The organism is Secundilactobacillus angelensis, from assembly GCF_012641075.1.
Lineage (GTDB): Bacteria > Bacillota > Bacilli > Lactobacillales > Lactobacillaceae > Secundilactobacillus > Secundilactobacillus angelensis.
On the sequence record NZ_JAAXLJ010000007.1, the window covers coordinates 1 to 21,160 of the forward strand.

Here is a 21,160-nt window from a genome sequence, read left to right on the forward strand (position 1 = left end):
AGCTTCAAGTGCGATTACCGACTTGAAGAAGCAAGCTGACAGTCTGAAGAATTCGGCCATGATCCAGCATGCCGGTGACGACGTCACGAGTGCCGGTTCAAGTGCAACTTCAGCAGCAACCCAAGTTATTGGTGCCAGCTCTACGGCTACGGATGTTTCATCCTTAGCCAAGGATTACACCAGTGATACGGACTTGGGCAGTCTCGCAACGGCAGCTAGTGATTTCGCTCAGCAGGCCAGTGATCAGGCTTCTATAGCCGCAGATCAAGCTAAGACAGCTAGCGACGAAGCCGCTAAGATGAGCGGTTTAGCCGGGTCGGATCAAGCTGGATTCAGTGCAGCCTCAACGGCTGCATCCACCGCATCAGTCGCTGCTTCAACAGCTTCATCGGCAGCTTCCACGGCCATGAAGAGTTTAAACAGCGTGCTGAGTGCAGCTAACAAGCAACACATGACTGATGACACTACCGCTGCCAAAAACTCAGCAACCAGTGCCGGAACGGACAAGACTTCTGCAGCAACCGATAATACCAGTGCTAACAGCACTGCCAATTCAGTTGCCAGTCTTGCCAGCGACTACCCAAGTGATACTAACTTGAGCACCATCGCAAGCACTGCTTCAAGCCTTGCAAGTGATGCTAGTTTAGCAGCAAGTACGGCAAGTTCTGCCGCCAGTGTTGCTTCTAGCGCTGCCTCAGCAGCCAGCTCTGCATCAGTTGCTGGTCAATCAGACCTTGCAAGTTCAGCCTCAACTGCCGCAAATACAGCTAGTGTTGCTGCAAGCACCGCAGCAAAAGCTGCTTCAAGTGCTTCAAGTGCCATCAACAGTCTTGCAAGTTCTGCAGCTGCTGAGCACATGAAGAATGACTTGAGCGTGATTACCGGTGATTCCACTGCAATTTCAAGCATGGCTAATGACTATCCTAGTGATGGCAGTCTTGCTTCTGACAACAGCTTGGCTTCAAGTCTTGCCGGTGATGCAACGGTTGAATCTTCTACAGCAAGTTCAGCATTGACTGACAGTGCAACTTCAGCCTTCAACAGTGCTTCAAGCGCCGTTGCCAGTCTGAAGACCGCAATGGACAGCTTGGCTTCTGCCACAGCATCAACTCATGCAAAGGATGATGCTAGCGCAGCTACTAGCTCAGCCAATGTTGCCAGTTCAGCTGCATCAGCAGGATCAACAGACGCTTCAACTGCATCCAGTGATGCCTCAACTGCTTCTAGTCAAGCAGCCAACCATCCATCTGATGGCAATCTGCAATCCGCTGCTTCTACGGCTTCATCAGCGGCCAGCGTTGCAAGTTCAGCTGCCTCAGTTGCTTCAAGCGCGGCTAGTGTTGCCAGCTCAGCTGCTTCAGTTGCCTCAAGTGCTGCTAGCGCCGGAGATTCTAGTGTTGCAAGCAGTGCCTCGATTGTTGCTTCAAGTGCAGCTAGTGTCGCACTTGAAAATGCTACGACAGCAAGTTCAGCTGCATCAGATGCTTCAAGTGCAACCAGTCTAGCAAGTTCATTGGATGCTAGCGACAGTGCCCACGATGCTTCGGTTAGTGCTTCTGTTGCCGCCAGTGAAGCAGCTGCAAATGCTGCCAACTCAGCAAACTCAAGCAGTACTGATTCGTCTAGTGCAATTTCCGCAAGTAACAGTTCAACCTCGAATGGTGCTAATAATGAGAACAACTCTGAAGGGAACCAGAATTCAAATGCTAGTTCACACAGTACGGCCGTTAAAAAGCCTACTAGACCTTCAAAGACTGGTACTCAAAATAACAGTAACCAATTCGGGACTAACGGAACGGGTTATGATGGAACATCCACTACTGGTCAAAATGCTTCAGTAGATCAGAATCAAAACGATGTAACACCTTCTGATCAAGACAATCTCGCAGGTAACAAGTTGCCACAAACCAGTGACGATAATGACAAGACCGGTGCCGCAATTGGCCTCAGTCTTGCAAGCCTGTTGACCATGCTTGGATTGGCAGGTCGTAAGAAACGTAAGCAAGACGATAAGTAAGTTTTATCGTTAGCAAAAAGCGCTCCAGAATTTTAAATTCTGGAGCGCTTTTTAGATTGTGTAGACATAGCTGGTTAAAGTAAAACGGTAATTAGAATCAACGCACTAGCAACTTGAATGATCAATAAACCACCACCGTATAACGCTAATTTCTTACCGGCTTTAACGAATGCCGCGAAGTTTAAACGCAGTCCAATGGCAGCTAAAGCGGTAACTTCACACCAACCGGATAGGCCATGGGCGAAGCCGGAAATCGCTGGATTAAAGTGGAACCAAGAGTTCAATGCACACAGTACCACGAAACCGACAACGTACCATGGTAACGCTCGCCGCCAACTATTCGAGACGGTGGATTCAATGCCCTTTGCCGATTGATTATGTTGGTGAATCCGGCTAAAGATCACAACCACGGCGACTAACATGATGATCCGCAGAATTTTAAAAAGCGTGGCATAAGTGGTGGTTGGCTGGTTAACCATGGTGGCGCTGGCAATCACTTGACCCACGGATTGAACGGTTCCACCAATCAACGCGCCTCGCAGGAAGTTATTGTGGTGGAAAGCTAATAAACTGATGACTGGCAGAGTCAGCATGAGAACCGTTCCCATGAGATTAACCAGGGTGACTGCCAACCGTTTTTCTTCGTCCTTAGCTTCAATAGCTGGGGTAATAGCAGCAATGGCAGAAGAACCACATACCGCGTTACCGCCGGCCATGAGCAGGGTCATGCCTTCTGAGAAATGGAGTAATTTTCCTAGTAACAGTGCCCCGCAAATCGTGATGGTCATTTGCAATAAAATGAAGCCGACTCCGGTTAAATGCAGTTCACGGATTGTCTGGAAAGTGATAGTGGCCCCTAATAAAAGAACAGAATACTCCAAGAGGCGTTTTTCTGACCAAGCGGTTCCGGATTGCCACATTGGCTGGCGGATGATGGTATTCCCAAGGACAATTCCAATGAGCAACGCCACGGTTGGCGCGCCGATGCCCTTGATGAGGTATGAATTGATCAATTGACTGATAATAGCAATGACGAAGCTTAAAGTGAGTCCTGGTAGGACCGCTCGTTCTGGTTTCATGTAAAGACTTCCTCCCTTATTAATACTTGTTGAAGTATACAGAAATTGGTATCATTAATAAAATATCAATTGGTAATAGTTTCGATTAAGAATATTAATAAATGGGAGTGACGCAATGGATAAACTATTAATGACATTTATGGCAGTCTACGAGACCCGTAACTTTTCACTGGCGGCTAAGCAGCTGTTCATCTCCCAACCCAGCGTTTCGGTTCAGATCAATCAGTTAGAAAAACAGTTGGGAGTGAGCCTGTTTGATCGCAGCGGTCATCGGCAAGTGCAGCCAACGCCAGCCGCGGCCAAACTCTACCAAACCGCTGAACAGTTGCAACGAACCTGGAATCAAGGCTTTGAGCAGCTGAAGCAATCCGTCGAACGACCACAGATCAAGGCGGTGCTGGGCTTTTCGCAAACGACCTCAGTAGAGCTGTTGCCCCGGGTGATCAAAACCATTTTAGCTGATTCCCGGTTCCAATTTGAAATTCAAACCATGAACTCTGAAAATATTCTGCAAGCCGTTGTTGATCGTCAGGTGGCGTATGGCATCATTGAAAAGCCGATTGTGGCCGACTACATTGTGCAGACAGAATTACCCGGTGATCAACTAGTGCTGGCAGGAAAGGATGATGAACGCCTTTGGTTGCTGCGTGAACCCGGTTCAGGTGTGCGCCATTACACCGAGGCATATCTCCATGAACAGGGAATCGTGCCGCAGAAGACCCTGGTAGTGGACAGCAATCAAAGCATTATTGGGTTATTGACCCACGGGATTGGCAAGACGCTGATGTCAGCAGGCATACTGCCGGAAGAAGTTGAACAGCAATCTTTAGGGGAACAGTATCACAGACATTTTTATTTGATTGGTCTGGATCAGCAGCCTAATGTGCAACTGGCGGACTTGAGAGCAGTACTGGCTGAAGCCATGTTGCAACGCTGACTGGAAATTTGTTTCATAGCTTGCCCTGCGGCATCATAATCGCTATGATTGGTGTATATCAAACAGTTTAAAGAGTAGGAGTGACGGATATGTTTAGTATGCGACCTCGATGGGGGTTTGATTGGCACGAATTGATTACGGGGGTTCTAAGCTTAATTGCCGCTTATGTAGTCGTCGGTATGCCACGGGTCAGTTTAACCGCCATGGCCATCATTTTTGGCTTTCTAGCGATACTGAGTGGATTGACCACGCTATCAGGCTTTAGCAAGTTGCGTGACTTTGTTGGTAACTGGGCTAACGCGGCTTTAATTTTTGCCATTATTGATTTATTGATTGGCCTTTTCTTCATTATTAAACCCGCTAGTGGAATTGTTGTACTGGGTTACATGGTGGCCTTCTGGTTCATCATCGATTCCTTTGAGCGATTGGTCGTGGTTGATCATCTACGGGACTTCGGCACTGGCTATTTCATTGTTTCACTCATCTTAGATGTCTTGTCGCTGTTGCTGGGGATTATGTTACTGATTGACCCAATTATTGCCGTGATGTCGATTACTTGGCTGATTGGCTTTTACCTAGTCGTCTTCGGTATCAACGCCATTATTTTGGCCTTTGCACGGAGATAAGCATTAACTTGAAAATCAACTGCCAGTCAATGGCAGTTATTTTTTTGACAAAACACCAGGCTGAAATTAGTAATGACACGCCTGGTGTGTTAGAATGTTTAAATGATTGATTTGATTGGAGATAGAACTTATGAACAATGATGTGCAATTAGTCATTATTTCCGGAATGAGTGGTGCCGGTAAAACGGTTGCCATGCAAGCCTTTGAAGACCTGGGGTATTTTTGTATTGATAATATGCCATCGTCTTTAATGAGCAAGTTCTGGGAGCTGGTTCAAGAAACCGGTAAAATCAAGAAAGTGGCCGTTGTGATCGATTTACGGACAAAAGCTTTCTATGATGAAACAATTCAAATGACGGATGATATTTCAAATCTAAATCGGTCTGACTCGGCCCAAATCGTCTTTTTGGACGCGGATGATGAGACGCTGGTTTCCCGCTATAAGGAAACTCGCCGCTCCCATCCACTAGCACGAAATGGCCGAGTGGTGGATGGCATTAAGGCGGAACGAAAATTACTAGCACCGCTGAAGCAGGCGGCACAATTAGTGATCAACACCACCCAGTTGTCACCACGGAAGTTGCGGGCAGAAATTTTTCATAACTTCGAAGCCGGGGACATTGAGAAGTTTCATATTGAACTGATGTCCTTTGGCTTTAAGTACGGACTGCCGATTGACGCTGATATTGTCATGGACGTTCGTTTCTTGCCCAATCCATACTATTTACCAGAATTAAAGAACTTAACCGGGCTTGATCAACCCGTCTATGATTATGTGATGAAACAGCCTGAAACTGAGTCTTTCTACAACCAGTTTTTAGGCTTACTAAAATCAATTTTGCCCGGGTATAAACGGGAAGGTAAAAATAATTTAACCATTGCCATTGGCTGCACTGGTGGACAGCACCGGTCAGTTGCGTTGGCTGAACGAGTGGGGAATGCCCTGGGGGATAATTACCCGGTACACATCACTCACCGCGATATTTCAAAGCGAAAGGAATCAAATTAACTATGATGGAAGAACGACATCGACCTAAGATCGTCGTGATCGGTGGGGGAACAGGCTTGCCGGTCATCCTGCGTAATCTTAAGGAACAAGATGTAGACATCACTGCCGTGGTCACCGTGGCAGACGATGGTGGCTCATCTGGAATTATTCGCAACTACGTCAACGTGGTGCCACCTGGAGATATCCGAAACGTTGTGGTTTCGCTATCACAGTTGTCGCCAATTGTGTTGCAGCTATTTCAATACCGCTTCGACAGTAAGGATCAATTCTTCGCCGGCCACGCGCTGGGTAACCTCGTCATTGCGGCGTTGTCTGAGATGAAACACGGTATTTTTGATGCGGTCCAAGAACTTAGCGCAATCATGCAAGTCGACGGCCATATTTATCCGGCTGCCAACGAACCATTGGAACTCAATGCTGAGTTCGCTGATGGCACAACCATGACCGGTGAGTCGGAAATTACCGCAGCTCATAAGCTGATCAAACATGTTTGGGTGACTTCCAGCGAGCACAAAGACGCTGCGCCAAAAGCGGTTGATGAAGTCATCGATGCCATCATGGATGCGGACCAAATCGTGTTGGGGCCTGGTAGTTTATTTACCAGTATTCTACCCAACTTGATGATTGAAAACGTTGGCGAGGCACTGCGTAAAACGCAAGCCGAAGTGGTTTATATCTGCAATATCATGACGCAAAAGGGTGAAACAGAAAAATTCACTGATGCGGATCACGTTCGCGTGCTGAATGAACATTTAAAACAAAATTTTATCAATACTGTTTTAGTGAACACGCAAACAGTACCAGACGAATATATTGACTACCAGCGCTGGAACGAAATGTCCCGTCAAGTGGTCCACGATTTTCATGGATTGCGGGAACAGGGCTGTAAGGTAATTTCCGCTGATTTCTTGGAATTACGGGATAACGGCGCCTTTCATAACGGTGAGTTGGTAGTGAACGAACTGATGAACCTGTTGGGACAGGTCACATCGAGGTTTGCTGAGGGGAGGTAGTGCCAATGTCATATGCCAGTGAAGTTAAAAAAGAGCTGACAACACTTGAAGTTCACCGGGACAACGCGAAGGCTGAATTAATTGCGCTGATTCGGATGAACGGTTCCATTGCAATATCTAATCACCATTTCGTACTTAACATTCAAACGGAAAATCCGGCTATTTCTCGTCGCATTTACCAGTTATTGAAACAGTTTTACGATGTGGAAAGTGAACTGATGGTTCGTCGTAAGATGAAACTGAAGAAGAATAATCTCTACATTGTGCGGGTCAACGAGGGGACGGAACGGGTGCTTGCTGATCTGGGTATCTTTAAAGATGGTCAGCTCACTGAAACGGTCTCACCTGAGTTGCTGAAAAATGACGGTCAAGTGCGCTCGTACTTACGGGGAGCCTTTTTAGCTGGCGGTTCCGTGAATAATCCGGAAACCTCCCGTTATCATTTGGAAATCTACTCCGTATACGAGGATCACAACCAAATGATTGCCGAAATGATCAATCATTACGATTTAAACGCCCGGACTACTGCCCGGCGTGGTGGTTTCATTACTTACCTCAAAGAAGGGGAACGGATCGCTGATTTTCTTTCCTTGATTGGGGCTTCCAGCGCCATGCTGAAGTTTGAAGATGTCCGCATTATGCGTGACATGCGGAACTCAGTGAACCGGCTAGTGAACTGTGAAAACGCCAATATGGATAAGGTGGCCAATGCTTCCAGCAAGCAGATTGCTAACATTGAGTTTATTCAATCTACCGTTGGTTTAGATCAGTTACCACCAAAGTTGCGAGAAGTCGCGGAGATTCGGTTGGCCAATCGTGAAGTCAGCTTGAAAGAACTGGGTGCCATGTTGCCTAGTGGTGCGATTTCAAAGTCTGGCATTAATCACCGGCTGCGTAAAATCAGTGATTACGCGGATAGTCTTCGGACGGCTAAGGCTGTGTAAGAGCAACAAAAAGAGTGAGTGACAAAACTCGGTCGATTCCAGAGTGTAACACAAATAAGACTAATCCCGGTGCACTTTATCGGGATTAGTCTTATTTGTGTTACATGGCCGGAATCTGAGTTTTGACACTCGATTAGGCTATATTGAAGTCGAGAGCAAAGAGAAAATGATAACTCGTTTAATCTAATTGATTGGTTTAAATACTTACCAATCTTGACTTAAGTCTCAGCCTCTTTTTTGGTTACAGATTATCTTCCTGACGGTCTTCTGCTTTTGCGCGGGCATGCCGCTTACTCCAGGCTTCTTTACCGTAATAAACCACATAGCAGAGAATCAAAAACGGTACCATGTAGAATAGTGCCGGCCGCTGAGTGGGGTCGAACACAATCAACACGCAAGAAAGCAAGCACATGATAAATGCAATCCACGGTATCACAGGATACCACGGCGTTTTGAACTTTAGTTCGGCCACAGTATGGCCATCTTTCAGCCATTGTTTTCGAAAATTAATTTCAGATACGGTAATTGCCATCCAAACGATGACGACGGCTAAGCCTGAGATGGAAACTAAGACCAAGTAGACGGTGGAAGCCGCTACGACGCTAGAAATCAAGGCTAAGATGCCGCCCACCATACTGAGACACAGTGCCAGCATCGGTACGCCACGCCGGTTGGTTTGAGCAACCTTCAGGGGAATAGTCCCTTCATTTGCCAGCGACCACAGCATTCTCGTCGACGCGTATAGGCCTGAATTGGCAGCTGAGAGAATAGCAGTCAAGACCACGAAGTTCATTAAATCGCCCGCGAATGGTAAGCCAATACTGTTGAAAACTAAGACGAAGGGACTCTGATTAACGCCGGCTTTCTGCCACGGAATTAATGCAGACATTACAGTGATGCTACCAATAAAGAAGATGATTAACCGAAACAGCGTGGTGTGGATGGCTTTAGGCAAGGTGACTTCAGGGTCTTTGGTTTCACCAGCAGTCACCCCGATCAGTTCGGTTCCAGAAAAGGCGAAGTTGACGGTAAGCATGGTGGTGAAGACGGCTTTAAAACCGTTGGGAAAAAGACCGTCTTTGAAGAGGTTAGAAAAATAGGGTGCATGCTGGTAGCCCTTGATGTGAATAACGCCGAAGATGGCTAAACCACCTAAAATAATAAATAAAATGATGGCAATCACTTTGATACTTGAGAACCAAAATTCTGTATTGGCAAAGAACTTTACCGACAAGGCATTGGAGGTGAAGATAACGATCATGAATAAGGCGCTCCAGATCCAAGTGGGGGAGTTGGGAAACCACTTGCTCATGATGAGACCGGCTGCGGTGAATTCAGATCCCAACGCCACCGTCCAGGTCAACCAGTATAGAATGGCAACGGTGAATCCCGTGCCGTGGCCGATAAAACGGTCAGCGTAGACGTGAAAGGAACCGGTCTGCGGCATAGCAACCGATAGTTCGCCCAGACAGAGCATGACCAAGTAAACAACTACCGCACCGATTCCATAGGCCAAGATTGTCCCAATTGGTCCTGCTTCATGAATCGTATAACCGGAACTTAAGAAGAGTCCGGTTCCAATGACGCCACCCAGTGAAATCATAAATAAATGGCGAGCTGTCATTTTACGTTCCAGGGTAGTATGTGTCTTATTCTCCAATTTGTGATACCTGCTACTGATAACTTATAAAAAGTTATAGATTGTTCTTGCTTCTCCCTATCCTGCCTCGCACAAAGCTCGCTAATACAGTTGATATGATAGTCCACAAGCGTTAATTCCCGGCTAGCCACCGGTACATACTTTGAAGCCTGTTTTAGTAGGCTAATTCAAAGTTTTTAGTATCCCTAGTATTCAGGGCCGCATTAATATCACGATCTGCGGTATAACAACATTTAGGACATTGATAGGTTCGCTCACTTAGCTTTAAATCAATTTTTTTATAGCCACATTGGTGACATAACTTAGAAGTTGGCTCAAAACGATTGGTTAAGTGCACCGGAATGCCTAATTGCCGGCATTTAGCAATCAGTTTAACCCGAAAGTTGTAGAAGCCTAGGTAACTAACTGCTTTAGCTAAATGCCGATTTTTCATCATACCTTTAACATTCAAATCTTCTAAGGCTACCCACTGTGGCTTGGTTCTCACCACGGTGGCGATAATCTTATTTTGATAGTCTGACTGGATGTTGGTTAATCGTTGATACAAGCGTTGCACCTTCCGCTGAGTTTTAGCTAGATTTAAATCAGTAGCAGATTTCCCTTCCTTCTGTCTTTTAGCTTCCAGTGCGTAATACTGACGGGACATTTTTCTTTGCAGACGTCTAAGACGTTTTCTGATCTGTCTTCCCCGACTGCTTTTATTCTGATTAGGATACAAAGTGCCATCATTTAGAATGGCAAATTTTTTTAGGCCAAGATCAATACCAATTGGGTCGCCGGTTAATTCTAAACTGGGCAGTTCGGCCTGTTCCACTAAACAGGTCAAATAATAACGACCAGCCTTAAATTTGATTCGGCCTTGTTTAATCACAAAATGCTCGGCATCAGTGGGAATATAACCGAATTCTTTGAGGCGTACCCAACCAAGCTTTGGTAGCTTGATTCGATGACGTTCGCAGGTAATCACTTGTAATTTACCATTCTTCACAAAATAATAACTACCTTGACCGCGCTTAAACGAACGCCAATGCGGGAAACCACTCAGTTTCTTAAAGAAACGTTTCATAGCTGTATCCGCATCGATAAAAGCCTCTTTAACCGATTTGGCATATAAATCCTTAACCCACAGGTCATCAGGATTTCCCTCAAGGTACTCATGATTAAACCACTTGCCGAACTCATAAGCGCCCCTATAGTGGTAACCGCATTCGTAACGTTGCCGGTTGATATCCAAAAATAGGTTATAGGCCCAACGACTACCACTGATGTGAGAATCAATCTGCCAAGCCTGTTTTTTAGTCGGCTTAATTTCGACTTTATAGGTGAGTAACATCAGTTGTTCCGCCTTATTGAATTTAATCACCAAGGTGAGGTGCCCCTCATATTATACGGGATGGCTTTATCCCAAAAGCCCTTTTAATGAAATTCATATAAATCACTACTTATAAGCTATCAGCCAAAATGGAATAAGATAGAAGCACCACTTTACAAATATTTATATGCTTTTACAGCAAAACAGTTACCGTTCATTCCTCCATAATTGCAAATCAACGAGAATTAGAATAACATTAAAAATTATGAGTATGCAAGTCTAAATATGAGAGGATTATCATAAATGAGTAGAATTAACTTTGATCAGCCGATGGTTGTTGATGGCGCCATGGCAACGGAACTTGAGAAACGGGGTGTCGAAACCGATAATGCATTGTGGTCGGCCATGGCCCTAATTCATGATCCGGATGCAGTGGTAGCAGTACATAAAAGCTACTTCGAAGCGGGGGCTAGCATCGCTATTACGGACAGTTATCAAGCTAATTTGCCTGCCTTTGAAGCTGCTGGATTAACAGTTACGGAAGGGAGTCGGTTGATTTCCGAATCGGTGAAATTGGCCCAGCAAGCGAGGGATGAGTATCTAAAAAAATCCCAATCGCAGCGGCCGCTATACGTTGCCGGCAGTGTTGGCCCGTATGGTGCATACTTGGCTGATGGCAGTGAGTACACGGGAAACTACCATTTAACTGAAAAGCAGTATCAAGACTTTCACCGGGAACGGATGCAGTTATTGGCGACAGCCGGTGTCGACTTATTTGCCTTCGAGACCCAACCTAATTTTGAAGAGACCAAAGCGTTGGTGGCCTTATTAGAAAATGAGTTTCCAGAGCTTTCCGCCTGGGTATCCTTTAGCGTGAATCAACACGGCGAACTCTGTGATGGTACACCGTTGACTGAAGCCGTGGCGTACTTTGAAAACCATTCTCAAGTGATTGCGATTGGAGTAAACTGCACCGCAATGACGAATATTGAAGGGTTAGTTGAGACGGTGGCCGAAGCAACCACCAAGCCCATTATTGTTTATCCTAATAATGGGGATACCTACGATCCAGTGACTAAAACCTGGCAAACAGTTCCAGACGCGCCAGCATTCAGTGATTTGGCACCTAAGTGGCTTGCAGCTGGAGCCCGTTTAATTGGGGGCTGCTGTCGGACAACACCAGCAGACATCCGAGAGATTGCGACAGCTCTGAATTAGTCAAAAAAAGACGAACTCGTTTTGGAGTTCGTCTTTTTGATACAGTTTAACTATTATTTACGGTCTTTAGAGCTAGTCATGATTGAATCAATCAAGCCATAATCAACAGCTTCTTGAGCCGTTAAGTAATGGTCACGTTCAGTATCAGTGTTAACCCGTTCGATTGGTTGACCCGAGTTATCTGATAAGATTTGGTTGATCATCTTACGTGCCTTTAAGATTTCTTCAGCCGCAATTTCAATTTCAGTTTGTTGACCTTGTGCACCACCTGATGGTTGGTGAATCAAGACTTGTGAGTGTGGCAATGCGAAACGCTTGCCCTTGGTACCAGAAGATGCCAAAACACTAGCCATTGAAGCAGCCATACCAGTAACGATGGTTTGGACATCAGATTGGATGAAGTTCATGGTATCGTAAATGGCCATACCTGAAGTAATCACACCACCTGGTGAGTTGATGTAAAGATAAATGTCTTTAGTTGAATCTTGCGCATCCAGGAACAAGAGCTGAGCGATAATCGCGTTAGCCATATCGTCTTCGATTGGACCGGAAAGCATGATGATTCTATCCTTTAATAGGCGAGAGTAAATATCATAAGCACGTTCGCCACGGGAAGATTGTTCAATAACCGTTGGGACTAAGTTCATAGCTTTGCAGCCTCCTTATGATCTATAGTGTATTAGTCTGTTTGACTAACTGATTTGTAGTTTAACCTAAAGGTCAAAAAAGGTCAAACAAAATCACTTGGTTTGAAAAAGTTATCTATTTGGGCGTTATACCCACGTTTTAGAATAACATATTTTGGGCAGTGATACCGCCTGAAGGTTCCAATGGGGATATCGTTAATCATATAACGCTTATTGACACCGACCGGATAGGTTATCATACTTAGTGGTAAATCTTCAATTTTATTGGGGGAAGTCTATGACGTGGATACTGGTCTTTTTTCCAGCTTTACTTGCTGGTTTAATTCAAGGTTTAACGGGTTTTGGTGCCGTTATTATTATGATGATCTTTTTCCCGTCCATTTTGCCCATGGCGCAGGCTGCCGGAATCGGCGGCGTTATTATGTTATTGAGTGAAATTTCTTTAGTCATTCACTATCACAGTGAATTTAAACCTAAGCGGGTGTTGTCAGCCTTTGTTGTGTACGCTGCAGTGGCGACGTGGTCGGTTCACTTAGGTCTAGTGCTGGATACCCATCTTTTGCGACTGATGTTGGGCGTATTGCTAATTGCACTGAGTCTCTATTTTTTGTTTTCCAAGAGCGCTGGTGACCGACGCTACCCATTGTACGTTGCGTTGCTCTTCATGATCATCTCAGGTTTTTTCAATGGGTTATTTGGCATTGGCGGACCGTTAATGGCTCTTTACTTTCTGTCGTTATCGAAATCAATGCCAGAGTACATCGCCAATATTCAGGGCTTTTTCTTGATTGATGGCTTCTATATTACTACCGTGCGAGTTGCTACCGGAATTCTTAATGCCCATGTGGTACCATACATTTTACTGGGCATCGTCGGAGCGACGGTGGGTACCATTATCGCTTCCCGGTTATCAACTCGGTGGGACTTAGCCACCGTTAAGCCCTGGATTTACCGGTTCATTGGATTGGCTGGCTTTTATTATTTGCTATTTTAATTATGGAACTAAAAAACAGGGTACCGAGCAATCGGTATCCTGTCTGTCGTTATTCTCATTGATGCGCCCGGAGGGAATCGAACCCCCATTTCAAGAACCGGAATCTTACGTGCGATCCATTACACTACGGGCGCAGTCTTACTGCTTTTCAACACTAGAATACTATACCTGAATTTGCATATAAATACAAGGGGAAATCTTGGAAGTCACTGGATGAACTTGCCTGAAATAGTCGTGAGTCTGTTTGCATTTCAATAGTGCCCCTGCTATAATCTAATTTGTGGGTAGCAATAAGCACCCATTAATTTTTGACCTGAATGGGTCACATTACGTCACTATGGGACATAACCTGTCCCATAGCGGTGGAGAGAGTTGGTTGAGACTATGGATCTCGAGTGGAGATGGGTGAACGCGGTTGTACCGAAGATGACCCAGAAGCTGCTCAGACGGTATTCATTGCTGTCAACAATCAGGCAGACACAACCAGTTGGCCGCCGTTCACTAGCTGAAAAAATGGCGTTAACTGAACGGACGGTTCGAACTGATTTGGATAGTCTGGTTGATACTGGCTTGGTCTCGATGCAGACTAATGGTGTTTGGCTGACGGATGATGGTCAAAAGGCAATTCTCAACTTGCAGCCGTTAGTAGCGGATTTGACGGGTCTTCGTAAGAAGGAAACTCTGCTTAAAAAACGCCTCGGATTACAGAATTGTTTGATCGTTTCTGGCGATTCAGATAGTCGCCCAGACGTTAAGCAAGCAATGGGCAAAGCCGCTAATGACTTGTTGCAACAACGATTGCCAACCGGTGAAAGCATTATTGCTGTCATGGGTGGAACAACAATGGCGGCAGTTGCCAGTACGCTATCATCAGCAATCGCTGATGACAGACAGTTGACTTTTGTGCCAGCTCGAGGCGGCATGGGCGAATCACCCAAGATTCAGGCGAACACGGTTTGCGCCAGAATGGCCGAAGCAACGGATGGTCATTTTCAAGCGTTGTATTTACCTGAGTTGAGTTCAGAAGCAGCATCAAGTTCACTACGTCATGAACCAGCAATTGCGAAAACCCTTGATTTGATTGACCACGCTAACGTGGCAATTCACTGTGTGGGTGACGCAATGGCAATGGCGAAACGGCGTCAAATGTCCGACGAGGTAACAGCAACGTTGGTGAAGCGACAAGCAGTAGGGGAAGCCTTTGGTGATTTCTTTGATCAAAATGGTCAAATTGTTTACCGGGTACCTAAGTTAGGCTTGTCAATCGCTGACTTAGATCGAATGGATCTAGTTGTTGCCGTTGCGGGTGGTCACAGTAAGGCTGCCGCAGTTGAGGCATATTTCAAAATTCCTCCGACCAAGACATTTTTGATCACGGACGAAGGATTAGCTGACATGATTTTAAAGAAGTGATACTATGTATTAGTGTCGCTGTTTAAAATAATTATTTTTTACTTCCTAAAGGAGGAAAACACAGTTATGACTGTAAAAATTGGTATTAACGGTTTTGGCCGTATTGGACGTTTAGCATTCAAACGGATCCACGAACTTCATTCTGACGACATCGAAGTGGCAGCTATCAATGATTTAACTACCCCTTCAATGTTAGCTTACTTATTAAAGTATGATTCAACACATGGTCGTTTCCCTGGCGAAGTTTCAGCAACTGATAAAGGTATCGTTGTTGATGGCAAGGAAATCCCTGTATATGCAGAACCAAAGGCTCAAAACATTCCTTGGGTTAAGAACGACGGTGTTGACTTTGTTCTTGAATGTACTGGTTTTTACACTTCAGAAGAAAAGTCACAAGCTCACTTGGACGCTGGCGCAAAGCGGGTTTTAATTTCAGCTCCTGCTGGTGCCGTTCGTACTGTTGTTCCTGGTGTTAACTTGGATACTTTACAAGCTGACGACAAGATCGTTTCAGCTGGTTCATGCACAACCAACTGTTTAGCACCATTAGCATACTTCATGAACGAAGAATTTGGTATCAAGGCTGGTACTATGACTACTATCCACGCCTTCACGTCAACTCAACAAATTCTTGATGGCCCTCGCGGCAAGAAGATGCGTAACAACCGTACTGCAAGCATTAACACTATTCCTCATTCAACTGGTGCTGCTAAGGCTATTGGCTTAGTTATCCCAGAATTGAATGGTAAGTTACAAGGCCACGCACAACGTGTTGCTGTTGTTGATGGTTCATTAACTGAATTAGTTGCTGTCTTAGACAAGAAGGTTACAGCTGACCAAGTTAACGAAACTATCAAGAAGCACACTGTTAACAACGACGCCTTTGGTTACAACGATGACGAAATCGTTTCAACTGATATCATTGACGACCCTCATGGCTCAGTATTTGACCCAACTCAAACTGAAGTTACGACTGCCGGTGATACTCAAATCGTTAAGACTGTTGCTTGGTACGACAACGAATGGGGCTTCACTTGCAACATGGTACGTACATTGTTGCACTTTGCTTCACTTTAATATTTAATTCGTAAAAAACTAGAAGGCGGAGGAGGGAGACTTTCTCCGCCTTTTATAACAATTGACTTGTACCATGGGTCACAATGATCAACTTGATATAAATCAGGAGGACTTTAAATTGGCTAAATTAACAGTTTCAGATTTAGATGTAAAGGGTAAAAAAGTCTTAATGCGTGTGGACTTTAATGTTCCTATTAAAGACGGTGTGATTGGTAACGATAACCGGATTGTGGCTGCATTGCCAACGATCAAATACGTGATCGAACACGGTGGTAAAGCAATCTTGCTTTCTCACTTAGGTCGGATCAAGTCTGAAGACGACAAGCCGGGCTTATCAATGCGTCCAGTTGCAGAACGTCTTTCAAACCTGTTGAACAAGCCCGTTACCTTTGTTCCTGCTACTGAAGGTGCGCAGCTTGAAGATGCCATCAACAAGATGAACGATGGCGATGTCTTAGTGATGGAAAACACCCGTTATGAAGACGTTAAGAACGGTGAACAAGTTAAGCGCGAATCAAAGAATGATCCAGCTTTGGGCAAGTACTGGGCATCACTTGGTGATCTTTTCATCAACGATGCTTTCGGTACTGCTCACCGTCAACATGCTTCAAACGTCGGGATTGCTTCTAACATGGCACAAACTGCTGCCGGTTTCTTAATGGAAAAGGAAATCAAGTTTATCGGTGGTGCGGTTTCACATCCAGCTCATCCATTCGTTGCCATCTTAGGTGGTGCCAAGGTTTCTGATAAGATCGGTGTTATCGATAACTTATTAGACAAAGCCGACAAAGTGATTATCGGTGGTGGTATGACTTATACTTTCTATGCTGCTAAAGGCATGAAGATTGGTAACTCATTAGTCGAAAAGGACAAGATCGATTTGGCTAAAGAAATCATGGACAAGGCTGGCGACAAGTTAGTTTTGCCTATCGATTCCGTAGTTGCTGAAAAGTTTGACAACGATGCCGCCCACAAGACTGTCGATGGTGAGATTCCTGACGGTTACATGGCCTTGGATATCGGACCTAAGTCAGTTGCTTTATTTAAAGATGTTTTGAAGGATGCCAAGTTAGTTGTTTGGAACGGCCCAATGGGTGTGTTTGAAATGAGTAACTACGCCGAAGGAACACTTGAAATCGGTAAGTTCTTGGGTACTTTGAGCGATGCAACAACCATTGTTGGTGGTGGTGACTCAACTGCTGCGGTTCAACAATTGGGTGTTGGCGATAAGTTAACTCATATTTCTACCGGTGGTGGTGCTTCATTGGAATACCTTGAAGGTAAGACTTTACCTGGTATTGCTGCTATCAGCGAAAAGTAAATTGGCAATGGAAGCTGGGATGATCTCCTGGCTTCTTTGCACATTTCCGGTGATTATGAGAGCAATTTTAAAATTGTTAGTGAACTTCACTGGCTAAAACGTTTTCATTCCGATAGAATGGTGTTGTGATTTTAAATGACTGAACAAAAGGAGCGTTTACTGTGCGGATACCACTGATTGCGGGTAATTGGAAGATGAATAAGTCTGTTGATGACGCCCGCTCGTTTATGCAAATTGTTTCAGATCAGCTGCCAGAACCAGATCAAGTGGAGACGGCGATTGCAGCACCTGCTATTTTATTGGAGACAATGCTGGAGGCTAATAAAGCTGACCGGTTAAGAATTGGTGCTGAAAACTGCTACTATGAAGATGCGGGGGCTTTCACTGGTGAAACTTCACCACTAGCGCTTGCAGAAATGGGCATTCCCTATGTGATCGTTGGCCATTCTGAACGGCGGAGTTATTTTAACGAAACCGATGACGTGATTAATCGGAAAGTTCATGCGGTCTATCGGAATCACATGACACCAATTCTGTGTTGTGATGAAACCATGGGTCGTTTGGAAGCCGGCGAGAAAATTCATTGGGTGGTTAGTCAAGTCACTGGTGCATTAAAGGGCATCAGTGAGGACCTGGCTCGTCAACTGGTGATTGCCTATGAACCAAGTTGGGCAATTGGTAGTGGTAAATCCGCTTCAGCCGATCAAGCTGAAGAGGGCTGCTACTTGATTCGCCAGACCGTCGCTGATTTATATGGCGATGATATCGCTAACGAAATGCGGGTTCTATATGGTGGCAGTGTCAATCCAGAAAACATTTCACAGATCATGGCTAAGCAAAATATCGACGGTGTTTTGGCCGGTGGCGCCAGTCTTGACGCAGAAACCTTTTTACAATTGGTACACTACCAAAAATAAACTCAAATAGTAATTGCAAGTTCAAAGGTAAACTAATAAAATAGACTGCGGGGAAACTGTTTCCCGCTAGGTTAAACATTCATAAGGAGAGAATATAATGTCAATTATTTCTGATATTTACGCCCGCGAAGTCTTAGACTCACGTGGTAACCCAACTGTTGAAGTTGAAGTTTACACAGAAGCCGGTGCAGTTGGCCGTGGAATCGTGCCTTCAGGTGCATCTACTGGTGAACACGAAGCTGTTGAATTACGTGACGGTGACAAGAGCCGTTTCGGTGGCAAGGGTGTTACTAAGGCTGTCGACAACGTTAACAACATCATTGCTAAAGAAATCGTTGGCTACGATGTAACTGACCAAATTTCAATCGACAAGGCTATGATCAAGTTAGACGGTACGCCTAACAAGGGCAAGCTGGGTGCAAACGCCATTTTAGGTGTTTCATTAGCTGCTGCTCGTGCTGCTGCTGACGAACTTGAAGTTCCGCTATACAACTACTTAGGCGGCTTCAATGGTCACGTACTTCCTACTCCAATGATGAACGTTATCAATGGTGGGAAGCATGCCAACAACAAGGTTGACTTCCAAGAATTCATGATCATGCCCGTTGGTGCGCCAAGTGTTAAAGAAGCTATCCGGATGGGTGCTGAAACATTCCATGCTTTGAAAGCTATCTTAAACGACCGCGGTTACTCTACTGCCGTTGGTGACGAAGGTGGTTTCGCTCCTGACTTGAAGAACAACGAAGAACCATTCGAAATCTTAGTTGAAGCTATCAAGAAGGCTGGTTACAAGCCAGGCAAGGATGTCGCAATTGCCTTTGACTGTGCCTCATCAGAATTCTACAACACTGAAACTAAGACTTACGACCTTAAGGGTGACGGTAAGTCATACACCGCTGAAGAATTTGTTAGCTTGCTTGAAGGCATCGTTGACAAGTACCCAGTTGTTTCAATCGAAGACCCATTGGACGAAAACGAATGGGAAGACTGGCAAATGGCTACTTCTCGCTTAGGCAAGAAGGTCCAAATCGTTGGTGATGACTTATTCGTTACGAACACTGATTACCTTGCAAAGGGTATCAAGATGGGCGTTGCCAACTCAATCTTAATCAAGCTGAACCAAATCGGTACTTTAACTGAAACTGTTGAAGCCGTTGAAATGGCTAAAGAAGCAGGTTACACTGCTATCATTTCACACCGTTCAGGTGAAACTGAAGATACTACAATTGCTGACTTAGTTGTTGCATTGAATGCTGGTCAAATTAAGACTGGTTCAATGAGCCGTGGCGAACGAATCGCTAAGTACAACCAATTAATGCGTATCGAAGATCAACTTGGCGAAGTTTCAGAATACAAGGGCATCCACTCATTCTACAACTTGAGTGAACAAGCTCGCGAAGCTATCCAAAACAAGTAATTATAAAACGCTGTTTACTTTAACAGCTTAATATTGAAGGTTTCAAATGATGCTCGTCATCGTTTGAAACCTTTTTTATTTTTAGCAATTTTTGTTGGCCAATCTTGCGTAGTTAATTGCATAACAAGAAGGGAGCAAGATTGGCAAATGAAATTTAATCGATTATTGTTAGGATTAGTTGTTGCAACGGGGGTGGGACTTCCTGGTATTAAGGCACAAGCGGCAGAGAATGTTTTTTCACCTTATATTTTGACATATAAGATGACTAGGTATGTCCAAAATGGTGATTCAAAAAATTGGATCACTTTAACAGATGAGGCTAACACTATCACTGTTAAGGAACCAATACCTGATGTGACGGGATTTAATAGCAATGGAGACATGACGTATGATTTAAGCACTGAATTTCCGGATTATCTTGATTGGAATAAGCAAGTTTTATCTCCTGTGCTGATTCCCAAGAATGAGAAAGAGGTGCATTATGAGGCCAAATTACAGGCAAGGTATAACAAGCCTGCACTACATTACGTTCTCGAAAACCCTGATACTACACGAAGCTCAAAGAATTTTGAAGATTATCATTATCTTCACGGTACTATTGACGGGACGTTTAAGCTGCACTTATCAAATGACGTAAAATCTGACTATGATTTAGTGGGCGATGAAAATAAAAAAACGACGATTACTCGTAGTACGAAACCAATTGAAACCCTTATTCATCGGAAAACAGTTGATTTTCAGGCAACGTATGTTGATCATGACGGCGAAAAAGTAAGTGGTAATGATTTGCCAGCAGAGTTTACAGTTCCCTTTAATCAAGTGGATGAAAAGTTGTTAGGTCTCTCAAAACAGCTGAGTGATCAAGGTTATAAGGTTGCAACCCCAGAGGCTGTTTACGATGAAGACGGCAATGGTAAGGTTCAATTTTCAGTTGAAAACAATGCTAACAATACACCGAAACCAGATCCGGAACCTGAAACGAAGCCCGAGGGAGAAAACAATCCGGACCCCGAGACAAAACCGGAAGAGGGGACTAAGCCAGAACCAGGAACTGAGCCGGACACGAAGCCGGATACAAAGCCAGATACGAAGCCGGACACAAAGCCAGATACGAAGCCGGATACAAAGCCAGATACGAAACCAGATACGAAGCCGGATACAAAACCAGACACAAAACCAGATACAAAGCCAGATACAAAACCTGATAGCAAACCAGATCCTGAACCCGCTCCAGAGCCAAACCCCGTACCAGAAATTATACAAAAGCCGATTTATATCGAAAATCACCCTTCTGTGTCCCAGTCACCAGAATTCAAGGCATTGTTAGATCGATTCATGAAGTTGATGGACCGTTATACTAACTTATTGGAAAAGCAGAAGAATCAGCATCCCCAAAAATCCCAACATAAAAAAGTTAAAACTAAGCACCATAAAAATAAGATTCATAAGTCACATAAAAAACATAAGAAAACTGCTAAATCAAAGAAGCATCATCGCAGTTCTAGAAAGCACGCAAAAACTAATTACTCTCGTAAGTTAAAACATGTTGCTTAGATGAA

General features: G+C 44.6%; 18 protein-coding genes and 1 tRNA gene. 14 read left to right on the forward strand and 5 right to left on the reverse strand.

Features of this window, described 5'->3' with window-relative positions; genetic code table 11:
• Nucleotides 1-2,017, forward strand: a 2,017-nt coding sequence (locus HC026_RS05280) for an LPXTG cell wall anchor domain-containing protein (RefSeq protein WP_168924959.1), incomplete at its 5' end; no start/stop codon positions are given.
• Nucleotides 2,018-2,091: 74 nt separating this feature from the next.
• Here HC026_RS05280 and HC026_RS05285 read toward each other — a convergent pair.
• Nucleotides 2,092-3,096: a YeiH family protein gene (locus HC026_RS05285; RefSeq protein ID WP_168924960.1), complete on the reverse strand. Its 1,005-nt coding sequence runs from the start codon at nt 3,094-3,096 to the stop codon at nt 2,092-2,094.
• 115 nt (nt 3,097-3,211) lie between these two features.
• Here HC026_RS05285 and HC026_RS05290 point away from each other — a divergent pair, with 115 nt between their 5' ends.
• The 5 genes from HC026_RS05290 to whiA all read left to right on the forward strand — a co-directional run bounded on the left by HC026_RS05290 (nt 3,212) and on the right by whiA (nt 7,625).
• Nucleotides 3,212-4,033, forward strand: a complete 822-nt coding sequence (locus tag HC026_RS05290) for a LysR family transcriptional regulator (protein WP_168924961.1) — start codon at nt 3,212-3,214, stop codon at nt 4,031-4,033.
• Nucleotides 4,034-4,122: 89 nt separating this feature from the next.
• Entirely contained in the window at nt 4,123-4,659 is a 537-nt protein-coding gene (locus HC026_RS05295; RefSeq protein WP_168924962.1) for an HdeD family acid-resistance protein, read from the forward strand.
• A 130-nt stretch (nt 4,660-4,789) separates the two neighbouring features.
• Entirely contained in the window at nt 4,790-5,668 is an 879-nt protein-coding gene (gene rapZ / locus HC026_RS05300; RefSeq protein WP_168924963.1) for an RNase adapter RapZ, read from the forward strand.
• A 2-nt stretch (nt 5,669-5,670) separates the two neighbouring features.
• Nucleotides 5,671-6,681 carry a gluconeogenesis factor YvcK family protein gene (locus HC026_RS05305; RefSeq protein WP_168924964.1) on the forward strand — a complete coding sequence of 337 codons (1,011 nt, stop codon included), beginning with the start codon at nt 5,671-5,673 and terminating at the stop codon, nt 6,679-6,681.
• 5 nt (nt 6,682-6,686) lie between these two features.
• A complete protein-coding gene (gene whiA / locus HC026_RS05310) occupies nt 6,687-7,625 on the forward strand; it encodes a DNA-binding protein WhiA (protein WP_168924965.1) in 939 nt (312 codons plus the stop codon).
• Nucleotides 7,626-7,866: 241 nt separating this feature from the next.
• Here whiA and HC026_RS05315 read toward each other — a convergent pair whose 3' ends face one another.
• Both HC026_RS05315 and HC026_RS05320 read right to left on the reverse strand, forming a co-directional pair.
• Nucleotides 7,867-9,249, reverse strand: coding sequence for an amino acid permease (locus HC026_RS05315; protein ID WP_168925086.1), 1,383 nt, complete (start codon nt 9,247-9,249; stop codon nt 7,867-7,869).
• A gap of 190 nt (nt 9,250-9,439) precedes the next feature.
• The gene (locus HC026_RS05320; RefSeq protein ID WP_240890998.1) at nt 9,440-10,648 is read right to left on the reverse strand and encodes an RNA-guided endonuclease InsQ/TnpB family protein; all 1,209 of its coding nucleotides are present in this window, start codon (nt 10,646-10,648) and stop codon (nt 9,440-9,442) included.
• Between the two features lie 252 nt (nt 10,649-10,900).
• On the opposite strand from HC026_RS05320, the gene mmuM reads away from it, so the two are divergent.
• Complete coding sequence (mmuM, locus tag HC026_RS05325) at nt 10,901-11,815, forward strand: homocysteine S-methyltransferase (protein ID WP_168924966.1); 915 nt, start codon at nt 10,901-10,903, stop codon at nt 11,813-11,815.
• Nucleotides 11,816-11,868: 53 nt separating this feature from the next.
• On the opposite strand, the gene HC026_RS05330 is transcribed toward mmuM, so the two are convergent.
• Nucleotides 11,869-12,462 carry an ATP-dependent Clp protease proteolytic subunit gene (locus HC026_RS05330; protein ID WP_168924967.1) on the reverse strand — a complete coding sequence of 198 codons (594 nt, stop codon included), beginning with the start codon at nt 12,460-12,462 and terminating at the stop codon, nt 11,869-11,871.
• A gap of 277 nt (nt 12,463-12,739) precedes the next feature.
• Here HC026_RS05330 and HC026_RS05335 point away from each other — a divergent pair, with 277 nt between their 5' ends.
• On the forward strand, nt 12,740-13,456 hold the full coding sequence (locus HC026_RS05335; RefSeq protein WP_168924968.1) for a sulfite exporter TauE/SafE family protein: 717 nt from the start codon (nt 12,740-12,742) through the stop codon (nt 13,454-13,456).
• Nucleotides 13,457-13,518: 62 nt separating this feature from the next.
• Here HC026_RS05335 and HC026_RS05340 read toward each other — a convergent pair.
• A tRNA-Arg gene (locus HC026_RS05340) sits at nt 13,519-13,590 on the reverse strand.
• A 250-nt stretch (nt 13,591-13,840) separates the two neighbouring features.
• Here HC026_RS05340 and HC026_RS05345 point away from each other — a divergent pair.
• From HC026_RS05345 to HC026_RS12730, 6 genes are all read left to right on the forward strand, one after another.
• A complete protein-coding gene (locus tag HC026_RS05345) occupies nt 13,841-14,869 on the forward strand; it encodes a sugar-binding transcriptional regulator (protein WP_168924969.1) in 1,029 nt (342 codons plus the stop codon).
• A 66-nt stretch (nt 14,870-14,935) separates the two neighbouring features.
• Entirely contained in the window at nt 14,936-15,946 is a 1,011-nt protein-coding gene (gene gap / locus HC026_RS05350) for a type I glyceraldehyde-3-phosphate dehydrogenase (RefSeq protein WP_168924970.1), read from the forward strand.
• A 118-nt stretch (nt 15,947-16,064) separates the two neighbouring features.
• Nucleotides 16,065-17,267: a phosphoglycerate kinase gene (locus HC026_RS05355; protein WP_168924971.1), complete on the forward strand. Its 1,203-nt coding sequence runs from the start codon at nt 16,065-16,067 to the stop codon at nt 17,265-17,267.
• Between the two features lie 161 nt (nt 17,268-17,428).
• Nucleotides 17,429-18,184, forward strand: coding sequence for a triose-phosphate isomerase (tpiA, locus tag HC026_RS05360; protein ID WP_168924972.1), 756 nt, complete (start codon nt 17,429-17,431; stop codon nt 18,182-18,184).
• Nucleotides 18,185-18,281: 97 nt separating this feature from the next.
• Complete coding sequence (eno, locus tag HC026_RS05365; RefSeq protein WP_168924973.1) at nt 18,282-19,601, forward strand: phosphopyruvate hydratase; 1,320 nt, start codon at nt 18,282-18,284, stop codon at nt 19,599-19,601.
• Between the two features lie 147 nt (nt 19,602-19,748).
• Nucleotides 19,749-21,155 (forward strand): procyclic acidic repetitive family protein, encoded by a 1,407-nt coding sequence (locus HC026_RS12730; RefSeq protein WP_211089420.1) that lies wholly within the window; start codon nt 19,749-19,751, stop codon nt 21,153-21,155.
• The last annotated feature ends 5 nt before the right edge of the window (nt 21,156-21,160 follow it).

What these genes read in the sequence shown, in the direction of transcription:
- HC026_RS05290 (WP_168924961.1), top strand. Translation starts at nt 3,212, where the DNA reads ATGGATAAACTATTAATGACATTTATGGCAGTCTACGAGACCCGTAAC.
- HC026_RS12730 (WP_211089420.1), top strand. Translation starts at nt 19,749, where the DNA reads ATGAAATTTAATCGATTATTGTTAGGATTAGTTGTTGCAACGGGGGTG.
- rapZ (WP_168924963.1), top strand. Translation starts at nt 4,790, where the DNA reads ATGAACAATGATGTGCAATTAGTCATTATTTCCGGAATGAGTGGTGCC.
- HC026_RS05335 (WP_168924968.1), top strand. Translation starts at nt 12,740, where the DNA reads ATGACGTGGATACTGGTCTTTTTTCCAGCTTTACTTGCTGGTTTAATT.
- eno (WP_168924973.1), top strand. Translation starts at nt 18,282, where the DNA reads ATGTCAATTATTTCTGATATTTACGCCCGCGAAGTCTTAGACTCACGT.
- HC026_RS05295 (WP_168924962.1), top strand. Translation starts at nt 4,123, where the DNA reads ATGTTTAGTATGCGACCTCGATGGGGGTTTGATTGGCACGAATTGATT.
- gap (WP_168924970.1), top strand. Translation starts at nt 14,936, where the DNA reads ATGACTGTAAAAATTGGTATTAACGGTTTTGGCCGTATTGGACGTTTA.
- HC026_RS05315 (WP_168925086.1), bottom strand. Translation starts at nt 9,249, where the DNA reads ATGACAGCTCGCCATTTATTTATGATTTCACTGGGTGGCGTCATTGGA.
- HC026_RS05305 (WP_168924964.1), top strand. Translation starts at nt 5,671, where the DNA reads ATGATGGAAGAACGACATCGACCTAAGATCGTCGTGATCGGTGGGGGA.
- HC026_RS05330 (WP_168924967.1), bottom strand. Translation starts at nt 12,462, where the DNA reads ATGAACTTAGTCCCAACGGTTATTGAACAATCTTCCCGTGGCGAACGT.
- mmuM (WP_168924966.1), top strand. Translation starts at nt 10,901, where the DNA reads ATGAGTAGAATTAACTTTGATCAGCCGATGGTTGTTGATGGCGCCATG.
- HC026_RS05285 (WP_168924960.1), bottom strand. Translation starts at nt 3,096, where the DNA reads ATGAAACCAGAACGAGCGGTCCTACCAGGACTCACTTTAAGCTTCGTC.
- whiA (WP_168924965.1), top strand. Translation starts at nt 6,687, where the DNA reads ATGTCATATGCCAGTGAAGTTAAAAAAGAGCTGACAACACTTGAAGTT.
- HC026_RS05345 (WP_168924969.1), top strand. Translation starts at nt 13,841, where the DNA reads ATGGATCTCGAGTGGAGATGGGTGAACGCGGTTGTACCGAAGATGACC.